General features: G+C 67.4%; 18 protein-coding genes. 12 read left to right on the top strand and 6 right to left on the bottom strand.

The genetic code is table 11. The features are described 5' to 3' along the window. Positions 1-17 precede the first annotated feature (17 nt). The 4 genes from ACTG4X_RS13210 to ACTG4X_RS13195 are packed head-to-tail and all read right to left on the bottom strand — an operon-like array spanning position 18 to position 3,989. Positions 18-2,264, bottom strand: coding sequence for a molybdopterin cofactor-binding domain-containing protein (locus ACTG4X_RS13210; RefSeq protein ID WP_440533977.1), 2,247 nt, complete (start codon positions 2,262-2,264; stop codon positions 18-20). Between the two features lie 10 nt (positions 2,265-2,274). Beyond that, positions 2,275-2,748, bottom strand: coding sequence for a (2Fe-2S)-binding protein (locus ACTG4X_RS13205; protein WP_440533976.1), 474 nt, complete (start codon positions 2,746-2,748; stop codon positions 2,275-2,277). 36 nt (positions 2,749-2,784) lie between these two features. After that, entirely contained in the window at positions 2,785-3,141 is a 357-nt protein-coding gene (locus ACTG4X_RS13200) for a c-type cytochrome (protein WP_440533975.1), read from the bottom strand. Continuing rightward, the gene (locus ACTG4X_RS13195; protein WP_440533974.1) at positions 3,138-3,989 is read right to left on the bottom strand and encodes an SDR family oxidoreductase; all 852 of its coding nucleotides are present in this window, start codon (positions 3,987-3,989) and stop codon (positions 3,138-3,140) included. The genes ACTG4X_RS13200 and ACTG4X_RS13195 overlap by 4 nt, the downstream gene beginning before the upstream one ends. A 162-nt stretch (positions 3,990-4,151) precedes the next feature. Here ACTG4X_RS13195 and ACTG4X_RS13190 point away from each other — a divergent pair, with 162 nt between their 5' ends. From ACTG4X_RS13190 to ACTG4X_RS13175, 4 genes are all read left to right on the top strand, one after another. Further along, entirely contained in the window at positions 4,152-5,069 is a 918-nt protein-coding gene (locus ACTG4X_RS13190; RefSeq protein ID WP_093079985.1) for an AraC family transcriptional regulator, read from the top strand. 52 nt (positions 5,070-5,121) lie between these two features. Continuing rightward, positions 5,122-6,147, top strand: coding sequence for a tRNA (adenosine(37)-N6)-dimethylallyltransferase MiaA (gene miaA / locus ACTG4X_RS13185; RefSeq protein ID WP_440533973.1), 1,026 nt, complete (start codon positions 5,122-5,124; stop codon positions 6,145-6,147). Next, on the top strand, positions 6,144-6,797 hold the full coding sequence (locus ACTG4X_RS13180) for an ABC transporter ATP-binding protein (RefSeq protein ID WP_093057810.1): 654 nt from the start codon (positions 6,144-6,146) through the stop codon (positions 6,795-6,797). Before miaA ends, ACTG4X_RS13180 begins: the two co-directional genes overlap by 4 nt. Positions 6,798-7,024: 227 nt before the next feature. Next, entirely contained in the window at positions 7,025-8,365 is a 1,341-nt protein-coding gene (locus ACTG4X_RS13175) for a TIGR03118 family protein (protein ID WP_440533972.1), read from the top strand. Between the two features lie 4 nt (positions 8,366-8,369). Here the strand turns inward: ACTG4X_RS13175 and ACTG4X_RS13170 are convergent, their stop codons facing one another. Beyond that, positions 8,370-9,335, bottom strand: a complete 966-nt coding sequence (locus ACTG4X_RS13170; protein WP_435460660.1) for a threo-3-hydroxy-L-aspartate ammonia-lyase — start codon at positions 9,333-9,335, stop codon at positions 8,370-8,372. A gap of 115 nt (positions 9,336-9,450) precedes the next feature. Here ACTG4X_RS13170 and ACTG4X_RS13165 point away from each other — a divergent pair, with 115 nt between their 5' ends. The 5 genes from ACTG4X_RS13165 to ACTG4X_RS13145 all read left to right on the top strand — a co-directional run bounded on the left by ACTG4X_RS13165 (position 9,451) and on the right by ACTG4X_RS13145 (position 14,141). Then, a complete protein-coding gene (locus ACTG4X_RS13165) occupies positions 9,451-10,155 on the top strand; it encodes a GntR family transcriptional regulator (RefSeq protein ID WP_440533971.1) in 705 nt (234 codons plus the stop codon). Further along, the gene (locus ACTG4X_RS13160; RefSeq protein ID WP_440533970.1) at positions 10,152-11,027 is read left to right on the top strand and encodes a phytanoyl-CoA dioxygenase family protein; all 876 of its coding nucleotides are present in this window, start codon (positions 10,152-10,154) and stop codon (positions 11,025-11,027) included. The genes ACTG4X_RS13165 and ACTG4X_RS13160 overlap by 4 nt, the downstream gene beginning before the upstream one ends. A 4-nt stretch (positions 11,028-11,031) precedes the next feature. Then, on the top strand, positions 11,032-12,393 hold the full coding sequence (locus ACTG4X_RS13155) for an NAD(P)H-dependent oxidoreductase (RefSeq protein WP_440533969.1): 1,362 nt from the start codon (positions 11,032-11,034) through the stop codon (positions 12,391-12,393). Between the two features lie 156 nt (positions 12,394-12,549). Continuing rightward, positions 12,550-12,912 (top strand): YciI family protein, encoded by a 363-nt coding sequence (locus ACTG4X_RS13150; protein WP_093057816.1) that lies wholly within the window; start codon positions 12,550-12,552, stop codon positions 12,910-12,912. Continuing rightward, on the top strand, positions 12,909-14,141 hold the full coding sequence (locus ACTG4X_RS13145; RefSeq protein ID WP_440533968.1) for an RNA polymerase sigma factor: 1,233 nt from the start codon (positions 12,909-12,911) through the stop codon (positions 14,139-14,141). The genes ACTG4X_RS13150 and ACTG4X_RS13145 overlap by 4 nt, the downstream gene beginning before the upstream one ends. Before the next feature lie 23 nt (positions 14,142-14,164). Here ACTG4X_RS13145 and ACTG4X_RS13140 read toward each other — a convergent pair whose 3' ends face one another. After that, positions 14,165-14,887 (bottom strand): NUDIX hydrolase, encoded by a 723-nt coding sequence (locus ACTG4X_RS13140; RefSeq protein ID WP_093057818.1) that lies wholly within the window; start codon positions 14,885-14,887, stop codon positions 14,165-14,167. An 86-nt stretch (positions 14,888-14,973) separates the two neighbouring features. Here ACTG4X_RS13140 and ACTG4X_RS13135 point away from each other — a divergent pair, with 86 nt between their 5' ends. From ACTG4X_RS13135 to ACTG4X_RS13125, 3 genes are read left to right on the top strand one after another with little or no spacing between them, the layout of a single operon-like run. After that, a complete protein-coding gene (locus ACTG4X_RS13135; RefSeq protein WP_440533967.1) occupies positions 14,974-15,591 on the top strand; it encodes a DUF4291 domain-containing protein in 618 nt (205 codons plus the stop codon). Positions 15,592-15,603: 12 nt separating this feature from the next. Next, positions 15,604-16,164, top strand: coding sequence for an NADAR family protein (locus ACTG4X_RS13130; protein WP_093057820.1), 561 nt, complete (start codon positions 15,604-15,606; stop codon positions 16,162-16,164). Then, entirely contained in the window at positions 16,161-17,060 is a 900-nt protein-coding gene (locus ACTG4X_RS13125) for an ADP-ribosylglycohydrolase family protein (protein WP_093057821.1), read from the top strand. The genes ACTG4X_RS13130 and ACTG4X_RS13125 overlap by 4 nt, the downstream gene beginning before the upstream one ends. The last annotated feature ends 13 nt before the right edge of the window (positions 17,061-17,073 follow it).

Here is a 17,073-nt window from a genome sequence, read left to right as displayed (position 1 = left end):
TTCGTCCGCGCCCGCCGTCAAGCCAGGTTGAAGGGCAGCTGGCGCAAGGGCTTGCCCGTCAACCGTGCAATGGCGTTGGCGAACGCAGGCGCCAGTGGAGGCAGGCCGGGCTCGCCCATGCCGGTGGGCGCATCGGCGCTGGGCACGATGTGGATATCGAACTCCGGCATGTTGGTGATTCGGGCTACGGTGAAATCGCCGAAGTTGCTCTGCTGCACGACGCCGTCCTTCAACGTGATCGCACCGCCGGACAGGCACGTCGACAGCCCCATCACCGCCGCGCCCTGCACTTGCGCCTCCACACTGCGCGGGTTGACCGCCAGGTTGCAGTGCACGCCGCTGGTGACGCGATGCAGCACCGGCTGGCCGTCCTTCACTGAAGCTTCCACCACATAGGCCACCACGGAGTCGAATGACTCGTGCACGGCTACGCCCCAGGCACGACCGTCCGGCAGCTGCCTCTTGCCGTAGCCGCTCTTGTCCACGGCCAGTTGCAGCGCAGCGCGGTGGCGTGGGTGCTTGTCTGCGAAGAGCTGCATCCGATAGGCCACCGGGTCCTGCTTCGTGCTGCGGGCGATCTCGTCGATCAGGGTCTCCATCACGAAGGCGGTGTGGGTGGAACCCACGCTGCGCCACCACAGCACGGGCACGTTGACCTGGGGGTGATGCACCGTCAGGCGCATCGGCAGCGGGTACGGATCGCGCATGCCCTCCGTGGCCGTGGCGTCGATGCCGTCCTTCACCTGGAATTGCCCGAACACCGTGCCCGTGGTGATCGACTGGCCGACGATGACGTGGTCCCACGCCAGGATCCTGCCGCGCTCGTCGAAGCCGATGCGTGCGCGGTGCAGATGCATGGGGCGGTAGTAGCCGCCCTTGATGTCGTCCTCGCGGCTCCACAGCAGGCGCACCGGCACGTCGAAGCCGGCGGCACGCGCGGCCTTGGCGATCTCGCAGGCCTCGACCACGAAGTCGCTGGTGCCCACGAAACGCCGGCCGAAGCCGCCGCCCGCCATCTGCACATGCACCGTCACCTGCTCGGGCTTGAGGCTCAGCACGCGCGCGGCGGCGGCAGCGTCCAACCCGGCGCACTGGGTGCCGACCCGCAGCTCGGCGCGCCCGTTCAACAGCTTGACGGTGCAGTTCAGCGGCTCCATGGGTGCGTGAGCGAGATAGGGGAAGACGAACTCGGCTTCCAGTTGCCGGGGCGCCGTGGCCAGCGGTGCCATGTCGGCGTCGAACTTGCGTGAGCCTGGGCGGCCGGCCAACTCGCGGTACTGCGCCAGTTGCTTTTCGGTGTCCACCTTCTCGACGGAGGCCGTGTCCCACTGCAGCTTCAGCGCGTCGCGGCCCAGCTTGGCGGGCCAGTAGCCATCAGCCACCACGGCTACGCCTTCGGCGCCGCGGTCCAGCGGCACGCGCAGCACGGCCTTCACGCCCTTGACGGCGCGCGCCGCGCTGTCGTCCACCGAGGCCAGGCGAGCGCCGAACACCGGCGGATGCGCCACGACTGCCGTGAGTTGGCCCGGATGCCGCACGTCGATGCCGAAGTCCTGGCGCCCGCTGCTCTTGGCGCGCGCGTCCAGGCGCGTGGTCGGACGGCCGATGATCCGGAAGTCCTTGGGATTCTTCAGCGTGACCTTCTCCGGCACCGGCAGGGCCATGGCAGCTTCAGCCAACTCTCCGTAGCCCAGCTTGCGGCCGCCCGGGCCGAGCACCATGCCGGCCTGCGTGCGCAGCGTGGCCACATCGGCCTTCCAGCGCGCCGCTGCCGCCGACAGCAGCATGGCCCGGGCACGGGCACCCAGTTCGCGGTACTGCGTGAAGCTGTTCTTGATCGAGTGGGAGCCGCCTGTCATGTTGATGCCGAAGAGCGGATCGACATAGGCGGCGTCGTTCGAGCCATTGCGGCTGCGCACCAGGGCCCAGTCCGCGTCGAGTTCCTCGGCCAGGATCATTGGCAAGCCGGTCTGCACACCCTGGCCGAATTCCAGCCGGTTGATGGTCACCGTGACTTCGCCGTTGGAAGCGATCTGCACGAAGGCCGATGGCTGCTGCGTCGGCTTGAGCGCGCCAGCCGCCTGCGCCGCACCGTCGGCCTGCGCCATGGCCAGGTGAGGAAAGGCGCCGAGCGCGAGGCCGCCAGCCCCGGCCATCTTCAGGAAGCTGCGGCGAGGCAGCGTGGCAGCTTCGCCGGTCAGACCTTGGGCCATCAGGCGCTGCATGGCGCGCGGCAGTTCGCGGTAGTCGATGTTGGGCAGCATGGCGGCTCCTTCAGGCAAGAGTCTTGGCCGCATCGGCCACAGCGGCGCGAATGCGGGCGTAGGTGCCGCAGCGACAGATGTTGCCGACCATGGCCGAATCGATCTCCTCCGCGCTGGGCTGCTTGCCTCGGGGCAGCGATTTGAGGAAGGCCGTCGCGCTCATGATCTGGCCGCTCTGGCAGTAGCCGCATTGCGCCACGTCGTGCTTGACCCATGCGGTGTGCACGGCTGCGCCGACCCGATCGCTGCCGCTGGTCGTTGCTTCGATGGTGGTGATCTTCTTGCCCTCGGCGGCCGAGATGGGTGTGATGCACGAGCGGATGGCCTGGTCGTCCAGATGCACGGTGCAGGCGCCACACAGCGCCGCGCCGCAGCCGAACTTGGTGCCGGTCATGCCCAGCGTGTCGCGCAGGGCCCAGAGGATGGGAGTGCCGGGGTCGGCGTCGACCGTGTGTTCACGGCCGTTGATGTGGAGCGCGCTCATGTTCGGTTCTCCGTAGGTATGTAGGTTGGATCTGATTCACTTGGCGCCGTCGAGCAGCCATTGCGCGAGCGACTGCACGTCGGCATCGGGGATCTGGGTTTGCGACGGCATCGGCATCGGGCCCCACTTGCCCGAGCTGCCGGCCTTGATGCTTGCAGCCAGCTGCGCGGCCGTTCCCTTTCCTTCGCCGTACCTTGCCCCGATGTCTTTCCAGGACGGACCCACCACTTTGGCTGTGGCCTGGTGGCATGCGACGCACGCGTACTTCTGCGCCAGCGCCTGGCTGGCCACTGCGCGTGCCGGCCACGCGACGACGCTCACGCCAATACCCAGCGCCACGACGAGGGAAGCGGCAAAGGAACCGTGGACAGCTGCGGTGCGATCGTTGGTCATTGCTGTCCCCGGTCGTCGTGGGCAAGAGACGTGGACAGGCCGCGATGGGCGCCCGCCTGCGCAAGCAGCGCGTTGGCCTTGGCCTCGAAGGTCTGCACGGCATCGGCACCTGCGGCGAACCGGGCCGGCGGCTCTTCGAGCGCAGCAAGCCGCACGATGGCGTCGGCGAGCTTGGCGGGGTCGCCGCCCTGCTTGCCGCTCATGCTGCTCCAGGCGGCAACGGTTTCCCTGGTGCGCTCGGCGTAGTCGTCGATGTTCGGCTCGGCGAAAGTGGTCGAACCGGCGGTGAGCAGTTCGGTGCGAAAGAAGCCCGGCTCCACCAGCATGGTGCGTATGCCGAAGGGGGCAAGCTCAGGGGCAAGCGACTCCATCCATCCTTCGACGCCAAACTTTGCCGCGGCATAGGCAGTGCAGAACATTCCGCCGGCAATCCCCGCAGTCGAAGAGATGGTGAGCAACAGGCCCGAGCGCTGCTTGCGCATCATCGGCAGCACGGCGCGGGTGACGTTCATCGGGCCGAACAGCAGCGTCTCGATCTGGTTGCGGACCTGCTCGGGGCTCAGCTCCTCGAAGAAGCCGGCGTAGAAGTTGCCCGCGTTGTTGACCAGGACGTCGATGCGCCCGAACTTCGCGATGGCGGCCTCCACTGCGGCCTGTGCGTCATCGAGGCGGGTGACATCGAGCTTGACGCTCAACAGGTCTGCATGGGAGCCGATGGCCGCAGCCACCTTCACGGGGTCGCGGCCAGTGGCCACGACAGCATGGCCGGCGGCCAGCGCTGCTTTGGCGATGTCGACGCCCAGGCCCCGGCCTGCGCCGGTGATGAACCAGATTTTCTTGTCGGTCATGGGAATGTTCCTTTCGGTTGGTGCCAGTGTCTGCCCAGGAACCGTCGACCCGTTTGCCGAAAGCGCGCGTGTTCTTGCCTGAAACGACGGGACTGCGCCAGAAATGCGGACCGAGCGAAATGCGCGAGCTAGACTTTGCCGGAGCACCCCGAAAGGATTCAAATGGAAGCGCCGCAGCTGACGCAGCAAAGCGAATCGGCCGTCCTGAGCGGCTTGGCCAAAGCGGTCGGAAGCATTGTCAAAAATGACGGCGACTTCATCACCGCCATTCCCGAACTCTCGCTCCACCGTCGCAGTGCCACGACCGAGCCTGTTCATTGCATCTATGGCTTTGGTGTGGGCATCACCGTCAGTGGGCAGAAGCGGGTTGCGCTCGGCGAGGAATTCTTCGACTACGCCGCTGGGCAATCGCTGCTGACCACGGCTGACCTTCCCGTCGTGGCGCATGTCACCCAGGCCAGTGCCGCGCGGCCTTTTCTGGGCATCATGCTCAAGCTCGACTCTCGCGCCATCGTGCAGGCGGCAGCCGAGATGGCGTTGCCCCAACCGACAAAGGACTACAGCTATCGAGCCATGTCGCTCGGCGATCTCGATCCGACGCTGCTCGGCACAGTGACGCGGCTCGTCGAGCTGCTGGCCGAGCCCAAACTGATTCCCCAGATCGCTCCACTGCTTCAGCAGGAAATCGCCGTTCGCCTGCTCGCCGGGCGCCATGGCCAGCAGTTGCAGCGCCTCGTGGCAGTCGGCTCTCCAGGCCAGCAGGTGGCGCAGAGCATGGCCTGGCTCAAGATGAATTTCACGCAGCCTGTGCTGGCGGACGAACTGGCCGCTTCCGTGCATATGAGTCCATCGACGTTCCGGCAGCACTTTCGTGCCGTGGCGGGCATGAGCCCCATGCAATACCTGAAGCAGCTGCGCCTGCAAGAGGCCCGGCAACTGATGCTGAACCAGGGCATCGATGCCGGCACCGCGGGAGTGCGCGTGGGATACGAAAGCGCCTCGCAGTTCAGCCGCGAATACGCCCGTCTGTTTGGAGCGCCGCCGCTGCGCGACATCAAGCGGATGCGGGAAACGACCTGAGCAAGACCCGCGCTGCAGACCGGCGCGCGCCATTTGCTACCCTCGGCGCATCATGTTTCCCAGCTCCGCACCGGCCGCCGAGGCCGCTCCCCCGGCATCGCCCGCCGCTGCGCGTTCCGGTCCGCCGCGCTACGTGGCGCTTGCCGGCCCCACCGCTTCGGGCAAGACGGCCGCCGCATTGGCGCTGGCGCGGCTGCAGCCGGTCGAAATCATCAGCGTCGATTCAGCGCTGGTCTACCGCGACATGGACATCGGCACCGCCAAGCCCACGGCCGCCGAGCAGGCTGCCGCGCCGCATCACCTGATCGACATCCTCGATGCGCGCGACAGCTACAGCGCGGCCGCCTTCGTGGCTGACGCCACGCGGCTCATCGGCGAGATTCGCGCACGCGGCGCGCTGCCGCTTCTGGTGGGCGGCACCATGCTGTATTTCAAGGCGCTGTTCGACGGCATAGACGCCATGCCCGCGGCCGATGCCGCGGTGCGCGCGCGCATCGACGCCGATGCCGCCACGCTCGGCTGGCCCGCCATGCACGCGCGGCTCGCGCAGGTCGACCCGGTCACGGCCGCGCGGCTGGCGCCGCAGGACAGCCAGCGCATCCAGCGCGCGCTCGAAGTGTGGGAGAGCAGCGGCCAGCCGCTGTCGAGCTTTCATGCGAGCGACAACAAGACGGCCAGCGCAGTCGAAGGCGGCGTGCTGTTCTCGCTCGAACCGACCGACCGCGCCTGGCTGCACACGCGCATCGCCGAGCGCTTCGATGCGATGCTGGCAGCCGGCTTCCTCGACGAAGTACGCGCACTGCGCGCGCGCGGCGACCTGTCGACCGACCTGCCCTCGATGCGCTGCGTCGGCTACCGGCAGGCTTGGGAAACGCTCGACGCCTGCGGCGATGCCGCTCCCGACGCCAAAGCCATGGCCGATCTGCGCGAACGCGGCATCGCCGCCACGCGCCAGCTTGCCAAGCGGCAGATCACCTGGCTGCGCAGCATGCCGCAGCGCACCGTGATTGCCTGCGACGCCCCCGATGCGGTGCAGACCGCCGTTCAACTGATCGCCAAGACCACTCAATCCGGATGACGCTGCGCATTTCCAACCTCGGCAAGCACTACGGCGATGCGCCTGTCTTCGAGAACGTGACGTTGGGCGTCGAGCCCGGCGAATTCGTTGCCATCGTGGGCGAATCGGGCGTCGGCAAGTCGACGCTGCTCAACTGCATGGCCGGCCTCGACAGCTGGGACCAGGGCACGGTGACGCACGATGGCACCGACATCGGTGCGCTCGACGGCGAAGCCTGCGCGCTCTGGCGCCGGCGCCACGTGGGCTTCGTGTTCCAGGCCTTCCATGTGCTGCCGCACCTCGACGTGGCGCAGAACGTATCGCTGCCGCTGATGCTGCTGGGCCAGCAGAAGGACAACGACGGCCGCGTCGCCCACATGCTCGAAGCGGTGGGCCTGCCCGGCATGGGCGCGCGGCTGCCGCAGACGCTGTCGGGCGGCCAGTTGCAACGCGTGGCGATTGCGCGCGCGCTGGTGCACCGCCCCGCCCTGCTGCTGGCCGACGAGCCCACGGGCAACCTCGACCCGACCACCGCCGCGAAGGTGATGGAACTGCTGATCGGCCAGACCCGCGAGCATGGTGCGTCGCTGGTGCTGGTGACGCACTCGGAGAGCGCGGCCGCCCGCGCGGACCGCCTGCTGCATCTGCGCGCCGACGGCATCGCCACCTGAGACTTCCTGGCTACGCCCAATGCCATCGCCAAGTCCGGCAAAAGTTGGCAGAAACAGAGCCGGATTTTTGAACCTCCAAGACGGGTGCTCATAGCATTCGACGGCCCGTAGCCAAGCCACCTGCGAACACACCGACGCCTGCAGTTCATCTGCTTCAAAGGCATGGTGGTCCCGCGTGCTCAGCCAATTCATAAAACGGCTTTGCAATGCAATCAGGGGGATCACTCATGCTCGACAGAAGAAACTTCGTTCTAGGCACGCTCGCTTCATCGGCGCTAGTCGCCTGTGGCGGGGGCAACGACACCGCTGCCAACCAATGTTCATCGGCGCCGGCCGCCTGTGGTGGCGGCAACAGCGGCAGCAGCAATAGCGCCGCTGTCAACCGATACCGCCAGGCCAATTTGCTGGCCAGCCACACCCGCTACGGCGCTTCCTTCACGGAGCCGGAATTCATCAACGGCTGGGGCATCGCCATCCGCCCGGCCGGTGCCGGCGGCCATTTCTGGGTTGGCGGCGGTGGCATCTCCTGGCAATACCTCGGCGACGTCACGCGTTCGGCCGACCCGGCATTGCGCGCACTGCACCAAGACGGCCTGCGCGAAGTGACCGTACCGGGCTCGGATGCCAGCACGAGCGACGACAGCGCAGGCAAGGTCACCGGCGTCGTGTTCAACGGCGCGGCCCTGACTTCGGACCTGTTCCGGGTTCAAGGCCAGCCGGCCGGCGAGCGCACGCTGGACGGTTCGGCGCGCTTCGTCTTCGTCACCGACAGCGGTAGCGTCAGCGCCTGGACCGAGCGCGATGCAGACAGCGGCGCCATCGTGCGCATGGACGGCCCGGCCGTGGAGGTCTTCAACGGTGCCGATCAGGGCATGGCCTTCTTCGGCGCCGCCATCCACACCGGCCGCTGGGACCGGCTGTGGCTGGCCGACTTCGGCGCGCAACCGCAGATACGCACACTGGACGCGCAGTGGCAGTTGGTGCCGACGCAGGGCTTCGCCAACCCCTTCGCGAGCGGACCGGCAGGCGCGGCACGGCCGGGCGACCCAGTGCCTTTCAACATCCAGGTGGTGAACGACGGAACCCGGGACCGAGTGTTCGTGCTGTATGCGATCAGCCAGGCCGGCCCAGCCGAAGCGCATGCCTTCCACGCCGGCGAGGAAGATGCGCTGGATGCCGCGGCCGAAGCCGCAACGGGCAATCGCCCCTCGCGCGGCAGGCTCGCCGAATTCGATCTGGATGGTCGTCTGCTGCGCGTCTATGCGGATGACGGCCGGCTCAACGCGCCCTGGGGCGTGGCCATTGCGCCCGCTGACTTCGGCGCGCTGTCGGGCTTGCTGCTGGTCGGCAATTTCGGCGGGGTGGGCCGCATCTGCGCTTTCGATCCGGCCAGCGGCCAGTATGTGGACGACTTGCGCGATGCGCAGGACCGGCCCGTGTCCATCGCCGGCCTCTGGGGCCTGCAGTTCGGCAATGGCGTGGCGCTCGGCGACAGCAATGCGCTGTACTTCGCGGCCGGGCCGCAGGACGAAACCGAAGGGCTCTTCGGTTCGCTGCGCACGGCCTGAAGCCTTATGTCTGCGGCGCGAGGAAGGTCGCGTAGCGCGACAGGTCGACGTTGCCGCCGCTAATCACGATGCCCACGCGCTTGCCGGTAATCGCCTTGCCCGCAGCAATCGCACCCGCGAAGGCGAGGCAGCCTGTCGGCTCCACCACCATCTTCATGCGCTCGGCAAAGAAGCGCATCGCATCGACGAGCTGCTCGTCGGTAACGGTGAAGATGTCGTCCACGTCGCGGCGGATGATGCCGAAGGTGTACTCGCCCAGATGCTGCGTCTGCGCGCCATCGGCAATGGTCTTCGGCGTTTCGATGTGCACGATCTTCCCCGCCCGAAACGACTGCTGGCCGTCGTTGCCCGCCTCGGGCTCCACGCCATATACCTTGCAACTCGGCGCCAGCGCGCGCGCCGACAGCGCCGAACCCGACAGCAACCCGCCGCCACCCAGGCACACGAACAGGTGGTCGAGCGGGCCTGTTTCCTCGATCAGCTCCTTCACCGCCGTGCCCTGCCCCGTCAGCACGTCGGGGTGGTCATAGGGCGGAATCATCGTCATGCCGCGCTCCTGTGCGAGCTGCTTGGTCAGCGCCTCGCGGTCTTCGGTGAAGCGGTCGTACATCACCACTTCGGCGCCGTAGCCCTTGGTGGCGGCGACTTTGGCGGCCGGTGCGTCTTTCGGCATCACGATCACGGCCGGCATCGACAGCAGGCGCGCCGACAGCGCAATGGCCTGCGCATGGTTGCCCGATGAAAACGCAATCACGCCGCCCTTGCGCTGCGTTGCGTCGAACTTGGACAGCGCATTGAACGCACCGCGGAACTTGAACGCACCCATGCGCTGGAAGTTCTCGCACTTGAAGAAAAACTCGGCGCCCCAGCGCTCGTTGGCGGTGGTGGAACGCAGCACCGGCGTGCGGTGGGCGTGGCCTTCGAGCCGCGCGGCCGCGGCGATGACGTCGTCGTAGGTAGGTAGTTGCATGTGTCCGAGCTTAGCGGCGGCTTGCAAATTTTTGCAGCCCCGATGGGTAAAAACCCGGGATACGCGTCGGCCGTGAACTCCGTACTCTGTATACAGAGTTCAAAGAAAGCCGCCCATGCCCGCCCAGCTCGTCAGCATCGAAGCCGCCCCCGACCTCGTCGACCAGGTCTACCGCGCCCTGCTCGGCGCCATCAGCAGCGGCACGCTCGCGCCGGGTGAGCGCATCACGCAGGAAGACATCGCGCAGCGCCTCTCGGTGTCGCGACAGCCGGTGCTGCAGGCGCTGCGGCTGCTGAAGAAAGACGGCTTCGTGCTCGATGCACCCGGCCGCGGCGTGCTGGTGGCGCCGCTGGAAGCCGAGGCGATGCGCAAGGTCTACCAAGTGCGCGGCGCGCTCGACGTGCTGGCCGCTCGGCTGGCGGCGCAGCAGCGTTTTCGCATCGACCCGAAGCTCATCGAACGCGGTCGGCGCGCAGCGCGCGGGCGCAATGTCGAAGCCATGATCGACGCCGACGTGGCCTTTCACCAGGCCATCTACGAGGCATCGGGCAACCCGCTGATCGGCCAGAGCGCCGATCAGCACTGGCGCCACCTGCGCCGCGCGATGGGCGCGGTGCTGCAGGCCGAGCCACAGCGCGAATCTCTGTGGGACGAACACGAGGCCATCACCGTAGCCATTGCAGCCGGCAACGTCGAGCGCGCCTCGCGCCTGAGCGAAGAACACGTCTCGCGGGCCAGCGAGGCACTGAGCGAACGGCTCGCGCAGCAACTGGCGCGAGCCGCATCCGTCATTCCCACGAAAAAAGGAGACAAGGCATGAAGCTGACCCCCGAGCAACGCGCGCAGTTCGAGCGCGACGGCTATCTGTTCTTCCCCGGCCACTTCTCGGCCGAAGAGACGAAGGTGCTGACCGACGCGGTGCCCGATCTCTACAGCAGGCGCGAGGCCTTCAACGTGCGCGAGAAAGGCTCCGACGCCGTGCGCACGAACTTCGCCGCGCACCTCATCAGCGAGCCCTTCGCGCGGCTGGCGCGACACCCGCGCATGGTCGGCCCGGTGACCGATCTCTTCGAGGAAGAGGTCTACATGCACCAGTTCAAGATCAACGGCAAGATGGCCTTCGAAGGCGACGTGTGGCAGTGGCACCAGGACTACGGCACCTGGCTCAACGACGACCTGATGCCCACCGAGCGCGCGATGAACGTCGCGATCTTTCTCGACGAGGTGACCGAGCACAACGGCCCGCTGATGTTCATTCCGGGCAGCCACCGCAAGGGCGTGGTCGATGCGAAGCATGACCTCACGACCACCAGCTACCCGTTGTGGACCGTGGACAACGACCTGATCCGCCAACTGGTTGATCGCGCGGGCGGCAGGCACGGCGGCATCGTCTCGCCCAAGGGGCCGGCCGGTTCGATGATCCTGTTCCACAGCTGCCTGGTGCATGCCTCGGGCAGCAATCTGTCGCCCTTCAACCGCGTGGCGGTGTACCTGAGCCTGTGCGCGGTCAGCAACCACATCCGGCGCCACAAGCGGCCCGAGTACATCGCGCACCGCGACTTCACGCCCATCGAGATGCTGCCCGACGACTGCCTGCTGAAGCCGTACCCGGTCGATGTGCCGTGGAAAAACGGCCTGCCCGAGAGCGCACTGCGCACCTCGCTCGACGTGCTCGACACCGCGGAGGCCTGACCCCATGAGCCTGCACACCCGCCTGCAACAACGTGCCGCCGAAGGCCGCCCCATCCGCATCGGCCTGATCGGTGCCGGCAAGTTCGGCTCGATGTACCTCGCACAGATTCCACGCACGCCCGGCGTGCAGCTGGTGGCAATTGCTGATCTTTCGCCCGACGCTGCCCGCGTCAACCTCGAACGCGTGGGCTGGCAGCCCGAGCGCGCCGCGGCTGGCTCGGTGCAAGAGGCGCTGAAGCACGGCACCACCTGGATCACCGACGACTGGCAGGCCGTGACGCGCGAGCCGTCCATCGACATCGTGGTCGAGTGCACCGGCAACCCCATCGCCGCGGTCGACCACTGCCTCGACGCCTTCGCGCACGGCAAGCACGTGGTCAACGTGACGGTGGAGGCCGACGCCTTCTGCGGCCCGCTGCTTGCGCACAGGGCGCAGCAGGCCGGCGTGATCTATTCGCTGGCCTTCGGCGACCAGCCCGCGCTGATCTGCGACCTGGTCGACTGGGCGCGCACCTGCGGCTTTCCGGTGGTGGCGGCCGGGCGCGGCCACAAGTGGCTGCCGCACTTCACCGAATCGACGCCCGAGACGGTGTGGGGCAACTACGGCCTCACGCCCGAGCAGGCAAAACGCGGCGGGCTCAACCCGAAGATGTTCAACAGCTTTCTCGACGGCTCCAAGCCGTCCATCGAAAGCTCGGCGGTGGCCAACGCCACCGGGCTCACGGTGCCTTCGGACGGCCTGCTCTACCCGCCCGCGAGCGTGGAAGACATTCCCTTCGTCACGCGGCCGAAAAGCGAAGGCGGCGTGCTCGAACGCAAGGGCATGGTCGAGGTGGTGTCATCGCTCGAAGCCGATGGCCGCAAGATTCCCTACGACATCCGCATGGGCGTGTGGGTCACGGTAGAGGCCGAAACCGACTACATCAAGAACTGCTTCGAGGAATACAACGCCCACACTGACCCGAGCGGGCGCTACTTCACTCTCTACAAGCGCTGGCACCTGATCGGCCTGGAAGTCGGCATGTCGGTGGCCAGCGTGGCGCTGCGCGGCGAGCCCACCGGCGTGGCCACCTGCTGGAACGCCGACGTGGTCGCCACAGCCAAGCGCGACCTCGCAGCGGGCGAGATGCTCGACGGCGAAGGCGGCTACACGGTCTGGGGCAAGCTGCTGCCGGCCGAGCGCTCGCTGCGCCTGGGCGGCCTGCCGCTCGGGCTGGCGCACAACGTCAAGCTGGCGCGCCCCGTGAAGAAGGGCCAGAGCCTGAGCTGGGCCGACGTGGCGATCGACACGACGACTGCCGCCTACAGGCTGCGCAACGAGATGGAAGCCATGTTCGCACCCTCCATCAGGGCCAGGGCAGCATGACGGCCTAGGGCATAGGTGGTGCAACCGTTGCGCCAAACGGCAATCGCATAAAAAATATTCTGCTCGACACGAACCCCGTGTCGAAATGACTGGCTGCGGGCCGTCATTGTGGTGAGCGATCTTGCTCAACAGCCTTTTCCTTGACGGAGAGACACCATGCAGTACATGTTGATGTTCTATCAGCCCGCGGCCGAATTCGAACAGCGCGACAACGCGTCCTCGCAGGCCTACCGGGCCAGCTGGGTCGCGTATGCCGACGCCGTGCGCCAGGCCGGCATCTCGCTCGGCGGCCACGGCCTCTTCCCGCCCATGACCGGCACCACGCTGCGCGTGCGCGGCGACAAGCGCCAGGTGCAGGACGGCCCCTTCGCCGACACCAAGGAGCAGCTCGGCGGCTACTTCGTGGTCGACGTGCCCGACATCGACGCCGCGCTCGAATGGGCTGCGCGCGCGCCCTGCGCGACCAGTGGCGGGGTCGAGATACGGCCTGTCTTCATGGCGACCGCCGTAGCCGCATGAGTGATCCGGCGGTTCAGAGAGCCGCCGAACGTGCGGCGCGCGATTCTTACGGGCGGCTGCTGGCCATCCTGTCGGCGCGCACGCACGACATCGCCGCGTCGGAAGACGCACTGGCCGACGCCTTCGCGCGGGCGCTCGAGCGCTGGCCGTCCGACGGCATTCCCGTGCAGCCCGATGCCTGGCTGCTGAGCGTGGCTCGGCACCGCAAGCTCGACGCCTGGCGCCACACCCGCGTGCAGGACGCGGCCACGCAGAGCCTGCTGCTGCTGGCCGGCGAGGTCGACGAAGGCACCACCGACGGCGCGGCCGTGCCCGACGAGCGGCTGCGCCTGCTCTTCGTGTGCGCGCACCCGGCCATCGACGCGGCGGCCCGGGCGCCGCTCATGCTGCAGACCGTGCTCGGCCTCGACGCGGCGCGCATGGCTGGCGCCTTCCTGACCGCGCCGGCCACGCTCGGCCAACGGCTGGTGCGTGCCAAGGCCCGTATCCGCGCGACCGGCATTCCATTCGAATACCCGCAGGCGCGCGACCTGCCGCAGCGACTGCAGGACGTGCTCGACGGCATCTACGCCGCCTACGGCACCGGCTGGGACGACGTGGACGGCGCCGATGCCCTGCCCCGCGGCCTCACGGCCGAGGCCATCGACCTCTGCCGCATCCTGTGCGGCCTGATGCCGAACGAGCCCGAGCCGCTGGGCCTGCTCGCGCTGATGCTGTTCTGCGAAAGCCGCGCCGCGGCCCGTCGCAGCGAGACCGGCGCCTACGTGCCGCTCGACCAGCAGGACCCGCTGCGCTGGGACCCGGATCTGCTCGCGGAGGCCGAACGTTGTCTGCGGCTGGCATCGGACATGAAATCTCTCGGTGCATACCAGCTTGAAGCGGCCATCCAGTCGGCCCATTGCGAACGCCGCGTGGGCGCGCCGGTCGCGCCCGAAGTGCTGGTGTCGCTGTACGAAGGCCTGCTGGCGCTGCGGCCGAGCATCGGCGCCCAGGTCAGCCGGGCCTGCGCGCTGGCGAACGCGCGCGGCCCCGAAATCGGCCTGCGGGCGCTCGAAGCCATTCCCGCGCTGGAGGTAGCGAACTACCAACCGTTCTGGGCGGCGCGTGCGCACCTGCTCGCGGCCGGCGGCGCACGTTCCGCCTCGCGGCAGGCCTATGACCGCGCCATCGGCCTGAGCGCCAGCGCGGCGGTTCGCGCGTACCTGCATGCGATGTCGGATCGGCTCTGAGCGAACGGCTCAGGGCCCCAGACTTATTTCGCGTTGAACGTGCGGGGAAACAGCGCTGCCTGCGAACGATCGCGCAGCCGGTAGCTCATGGCCGGTCGGCCGAGGCTGCCGGTGAGCATTCCCGCCTCTTCCATGAACCCGCCGTCGAGCATGCGCTTGCGAAAGGCGCTTTTGTCGATACCGCGGCCCAGAACAACCTCGTAGGTCTGCTGCAGCGCCGGCAGGGTGAACGGCTCTTCGAGCAGAAAGGCCGGCAGCGAGGTGTATTCGACCTTGCTGCGCAGCCGGGCAACGGCCGCGTCGAGCAGTTCGCAGTGGTCGAAGGCCAGCCGCTTGCGCGAAGCGGCATCGACCTCGAACCACGCCACTTCGGGCGCGTTGGCGCCGCTGCGCAACTGCATGGCCTCCGCGGGAATCAGCGCATAGAAACAGTGCGTAGCCGACCAGCCGCGCGGATCGCGCTGCGCGCCACCCCAACTGCCGAGCTGTTCGAGATAGGGCGTCACCACACCGGTCTTCTCGCGCAGCTTGCGCAAGGCGCAATCGAGCAGCGTGGCGTCTTCGTCGATGTTCACGAAGCCGCCCGGCAACGCCCACTTGCCGGGGAACGGCTCGACCGTGTCGGAGGGCCGCTTCACCAGCAGGACTTGCAGCGCGTTGTCAAGCACGGTGAACGTCACCACATCGACCGTGACCAGCGGGCGCGGGAAGGTCAGGGCCGGAAAGTTTGACGAGGGGGTGCTCACAGGAAGGCTTGACTCCGGATTGATTAGTTGTACTATACAACCCTTAATTAGTTGCATAGGGCAACTCAAAAAAGAAGAAGCAAGAAATGAACAACGCTGTCACACCCCTTCCCGTCGAACCGCACGTCGCCCAACGCGCGCGCTGGCCGCAGAGCGGCCAACACATCCTCGCCCACCACGACGCGGCATCCGTCGTCGTGTACCAGGCCTACCGCCCCGCCATCGGCGAATATGCGATCCGCCACGGCCGACTCGACGGCCCGGACTTCAGCCTTTCGCGCATGAGCTGGATAAAGCCCAACTTCCTCTGGATGATGTACCGCTGCGGCTGGGGCACCAAGGAAGGCCAGGAGATCACGCTCGGCCTGCGGCTGCGTCGTGCTTTCTTCGAGCGCGTGGTGCGCGAGGCCGTGCCATCGACCTTCAACCCCAGCTACCCGAGCCGCGAGGCATGGCAAGCAGCGGTCGAGAGCTCGGAAGTGCGCCTGCAATGGGACCCGGATCACTCGCCCAGCGGCCACAAGCTGGAACGCCGTGCGATCCAGCTGGGCTTGCGCGGCCGTACGCTCGCGGCTTTTGCGAGCGAAGAACTGTTGGAGGTCATCGACATGCGCGCCTTCGTGGACGCACAGCGCCCCTTGGCGCAAAACGACAACCCCGAATTGCAATTGCCGGTGGAGCATCCGCTCGACATCGGCGCCTGAGGAGAAAAAGAAATGACGACGACACCGCGCAGCATCCAGGATCTACCTGCGTATTTCGCACAGGGCCATCAGCCCGAGTACCTGCTGTTCTGGGGCCACCAGGCGCCCAAGACCGGCGTGAACAAGAGTTGCTTCAGCCAGTGGTTCGAGGCCGAATTCACCGTCGATGGCACGCACTACCGCACGGCCGAGCATTTCATGATGGCCGGCAAGTCGCGCCTGTTCGACGATGCGGAAACCTGCGAGCAGATTCTGGCGGCCCGCACGCCGGGCGAAGCCAAGAAACTCGGCCGCAAGATCCGCGGATTCGACGAAGCGGCATGGGTGGCTGCGCGCCTCGACATCGTGACGCAGGGCAACATCGAGAAGTTCTCGCAGAACCCAGCACTCGGCGCCTTCCTGCTCGGCACCGGCCATCAGGTGCTGGTAGAGGCCAGCCCGGTCGATTCGATCTGGGGCATTGGCCTCGCGGCCACCGATCCTGCGGCGCAAGAGCCACGCGAATGGATGGGCCTCAACCTGCTGGGCTTTGCTCTGATGGCCGCACGCGATGCGCTGAGGAAAGCGCAATGACCAGCATCGAACGCTATCGAGGCTGCCTGCTCGGCCTGGCCTGCGGCGACGCCGTGGGCACCACGGTCGAGTTCCGCACGCGCGGCACCTTCGCGCCCGTGACCGGCATGCAGGGCGGTGGCCCTTTCGGGCTGATTGCCGGCGAATGGACCGACGACACCTCGATGACGCTGTGCCTTGCGGCGAGCCTGATCCACCGCAAGGGCTTCGATGCGGTCGACCAGATGAACCGCTACTGCAACTGGCGCAGCGTGGGCTACATGAGCAGCACCGGGCAGTGCTTCGACATCGGTTTGACCGTGTCGGGCGCTCTTACCCGCTACCTCGCGTCGGGCGATCCGTTCTCGGGCGACCCCGATCCGCGCACGGCCGGCAACGGCGCGCTGATGCGGCTCGCACCGGTGCCGATGTTCTATGCAGCGAGCGCCGAGGCCACTTGGCAGCAGGCCGGCGAAAGCACGCGCACCACGCACGGTGCGCTGGAGGCGATCGAGTGCTCGCGACTCTTCGCGCTGCAGTTGCGCGCGGCATTGCGCGGCGAAAGCAAGGCGGCGATTCTTGCGACCGTGCCGATGGAGCCGCTGAGCGAGAAGGTCGCGGCACTGGCGCGCGGCGACTACGCCTCGAAGCCCATCGAGCGCATCAAGGGATCGGGCTACTGCGTCGAATCGCTCGAAGCGGCGCTCTGGTGCTTTGCGCACACCGAATCCTTCGAGGACGCCGTGCTCGCTGCGACCAACCTCGGCGACGACGCCGACACCACCGCCGCGATCTGCGGCCAGCTGGCTGGTGCCTTCTACGGCTTCGGCGGCATTCCGGAGAGTTGGCTCAGGCAGCTCGTCATGCGCGGCGAAATGGAGCAGATGGCCGACCAGTTGCTGGAGTTGGCCAGCTAGTCGTGTCGCGCAG

The sequence above is a fragment of the Variovorax sp. YR566 genome, assembly GCF_051992195.1.
Taxonomy (GTDB): domain Bacteria; phylum Pseudomonadota; class Gammaproteobacteria; order Burkholderiales; family Burkholderiaceae_C; genus Variovorax.
This window is presented reverse-complemented; position numbering and strand designations above follow the sequence as displayed.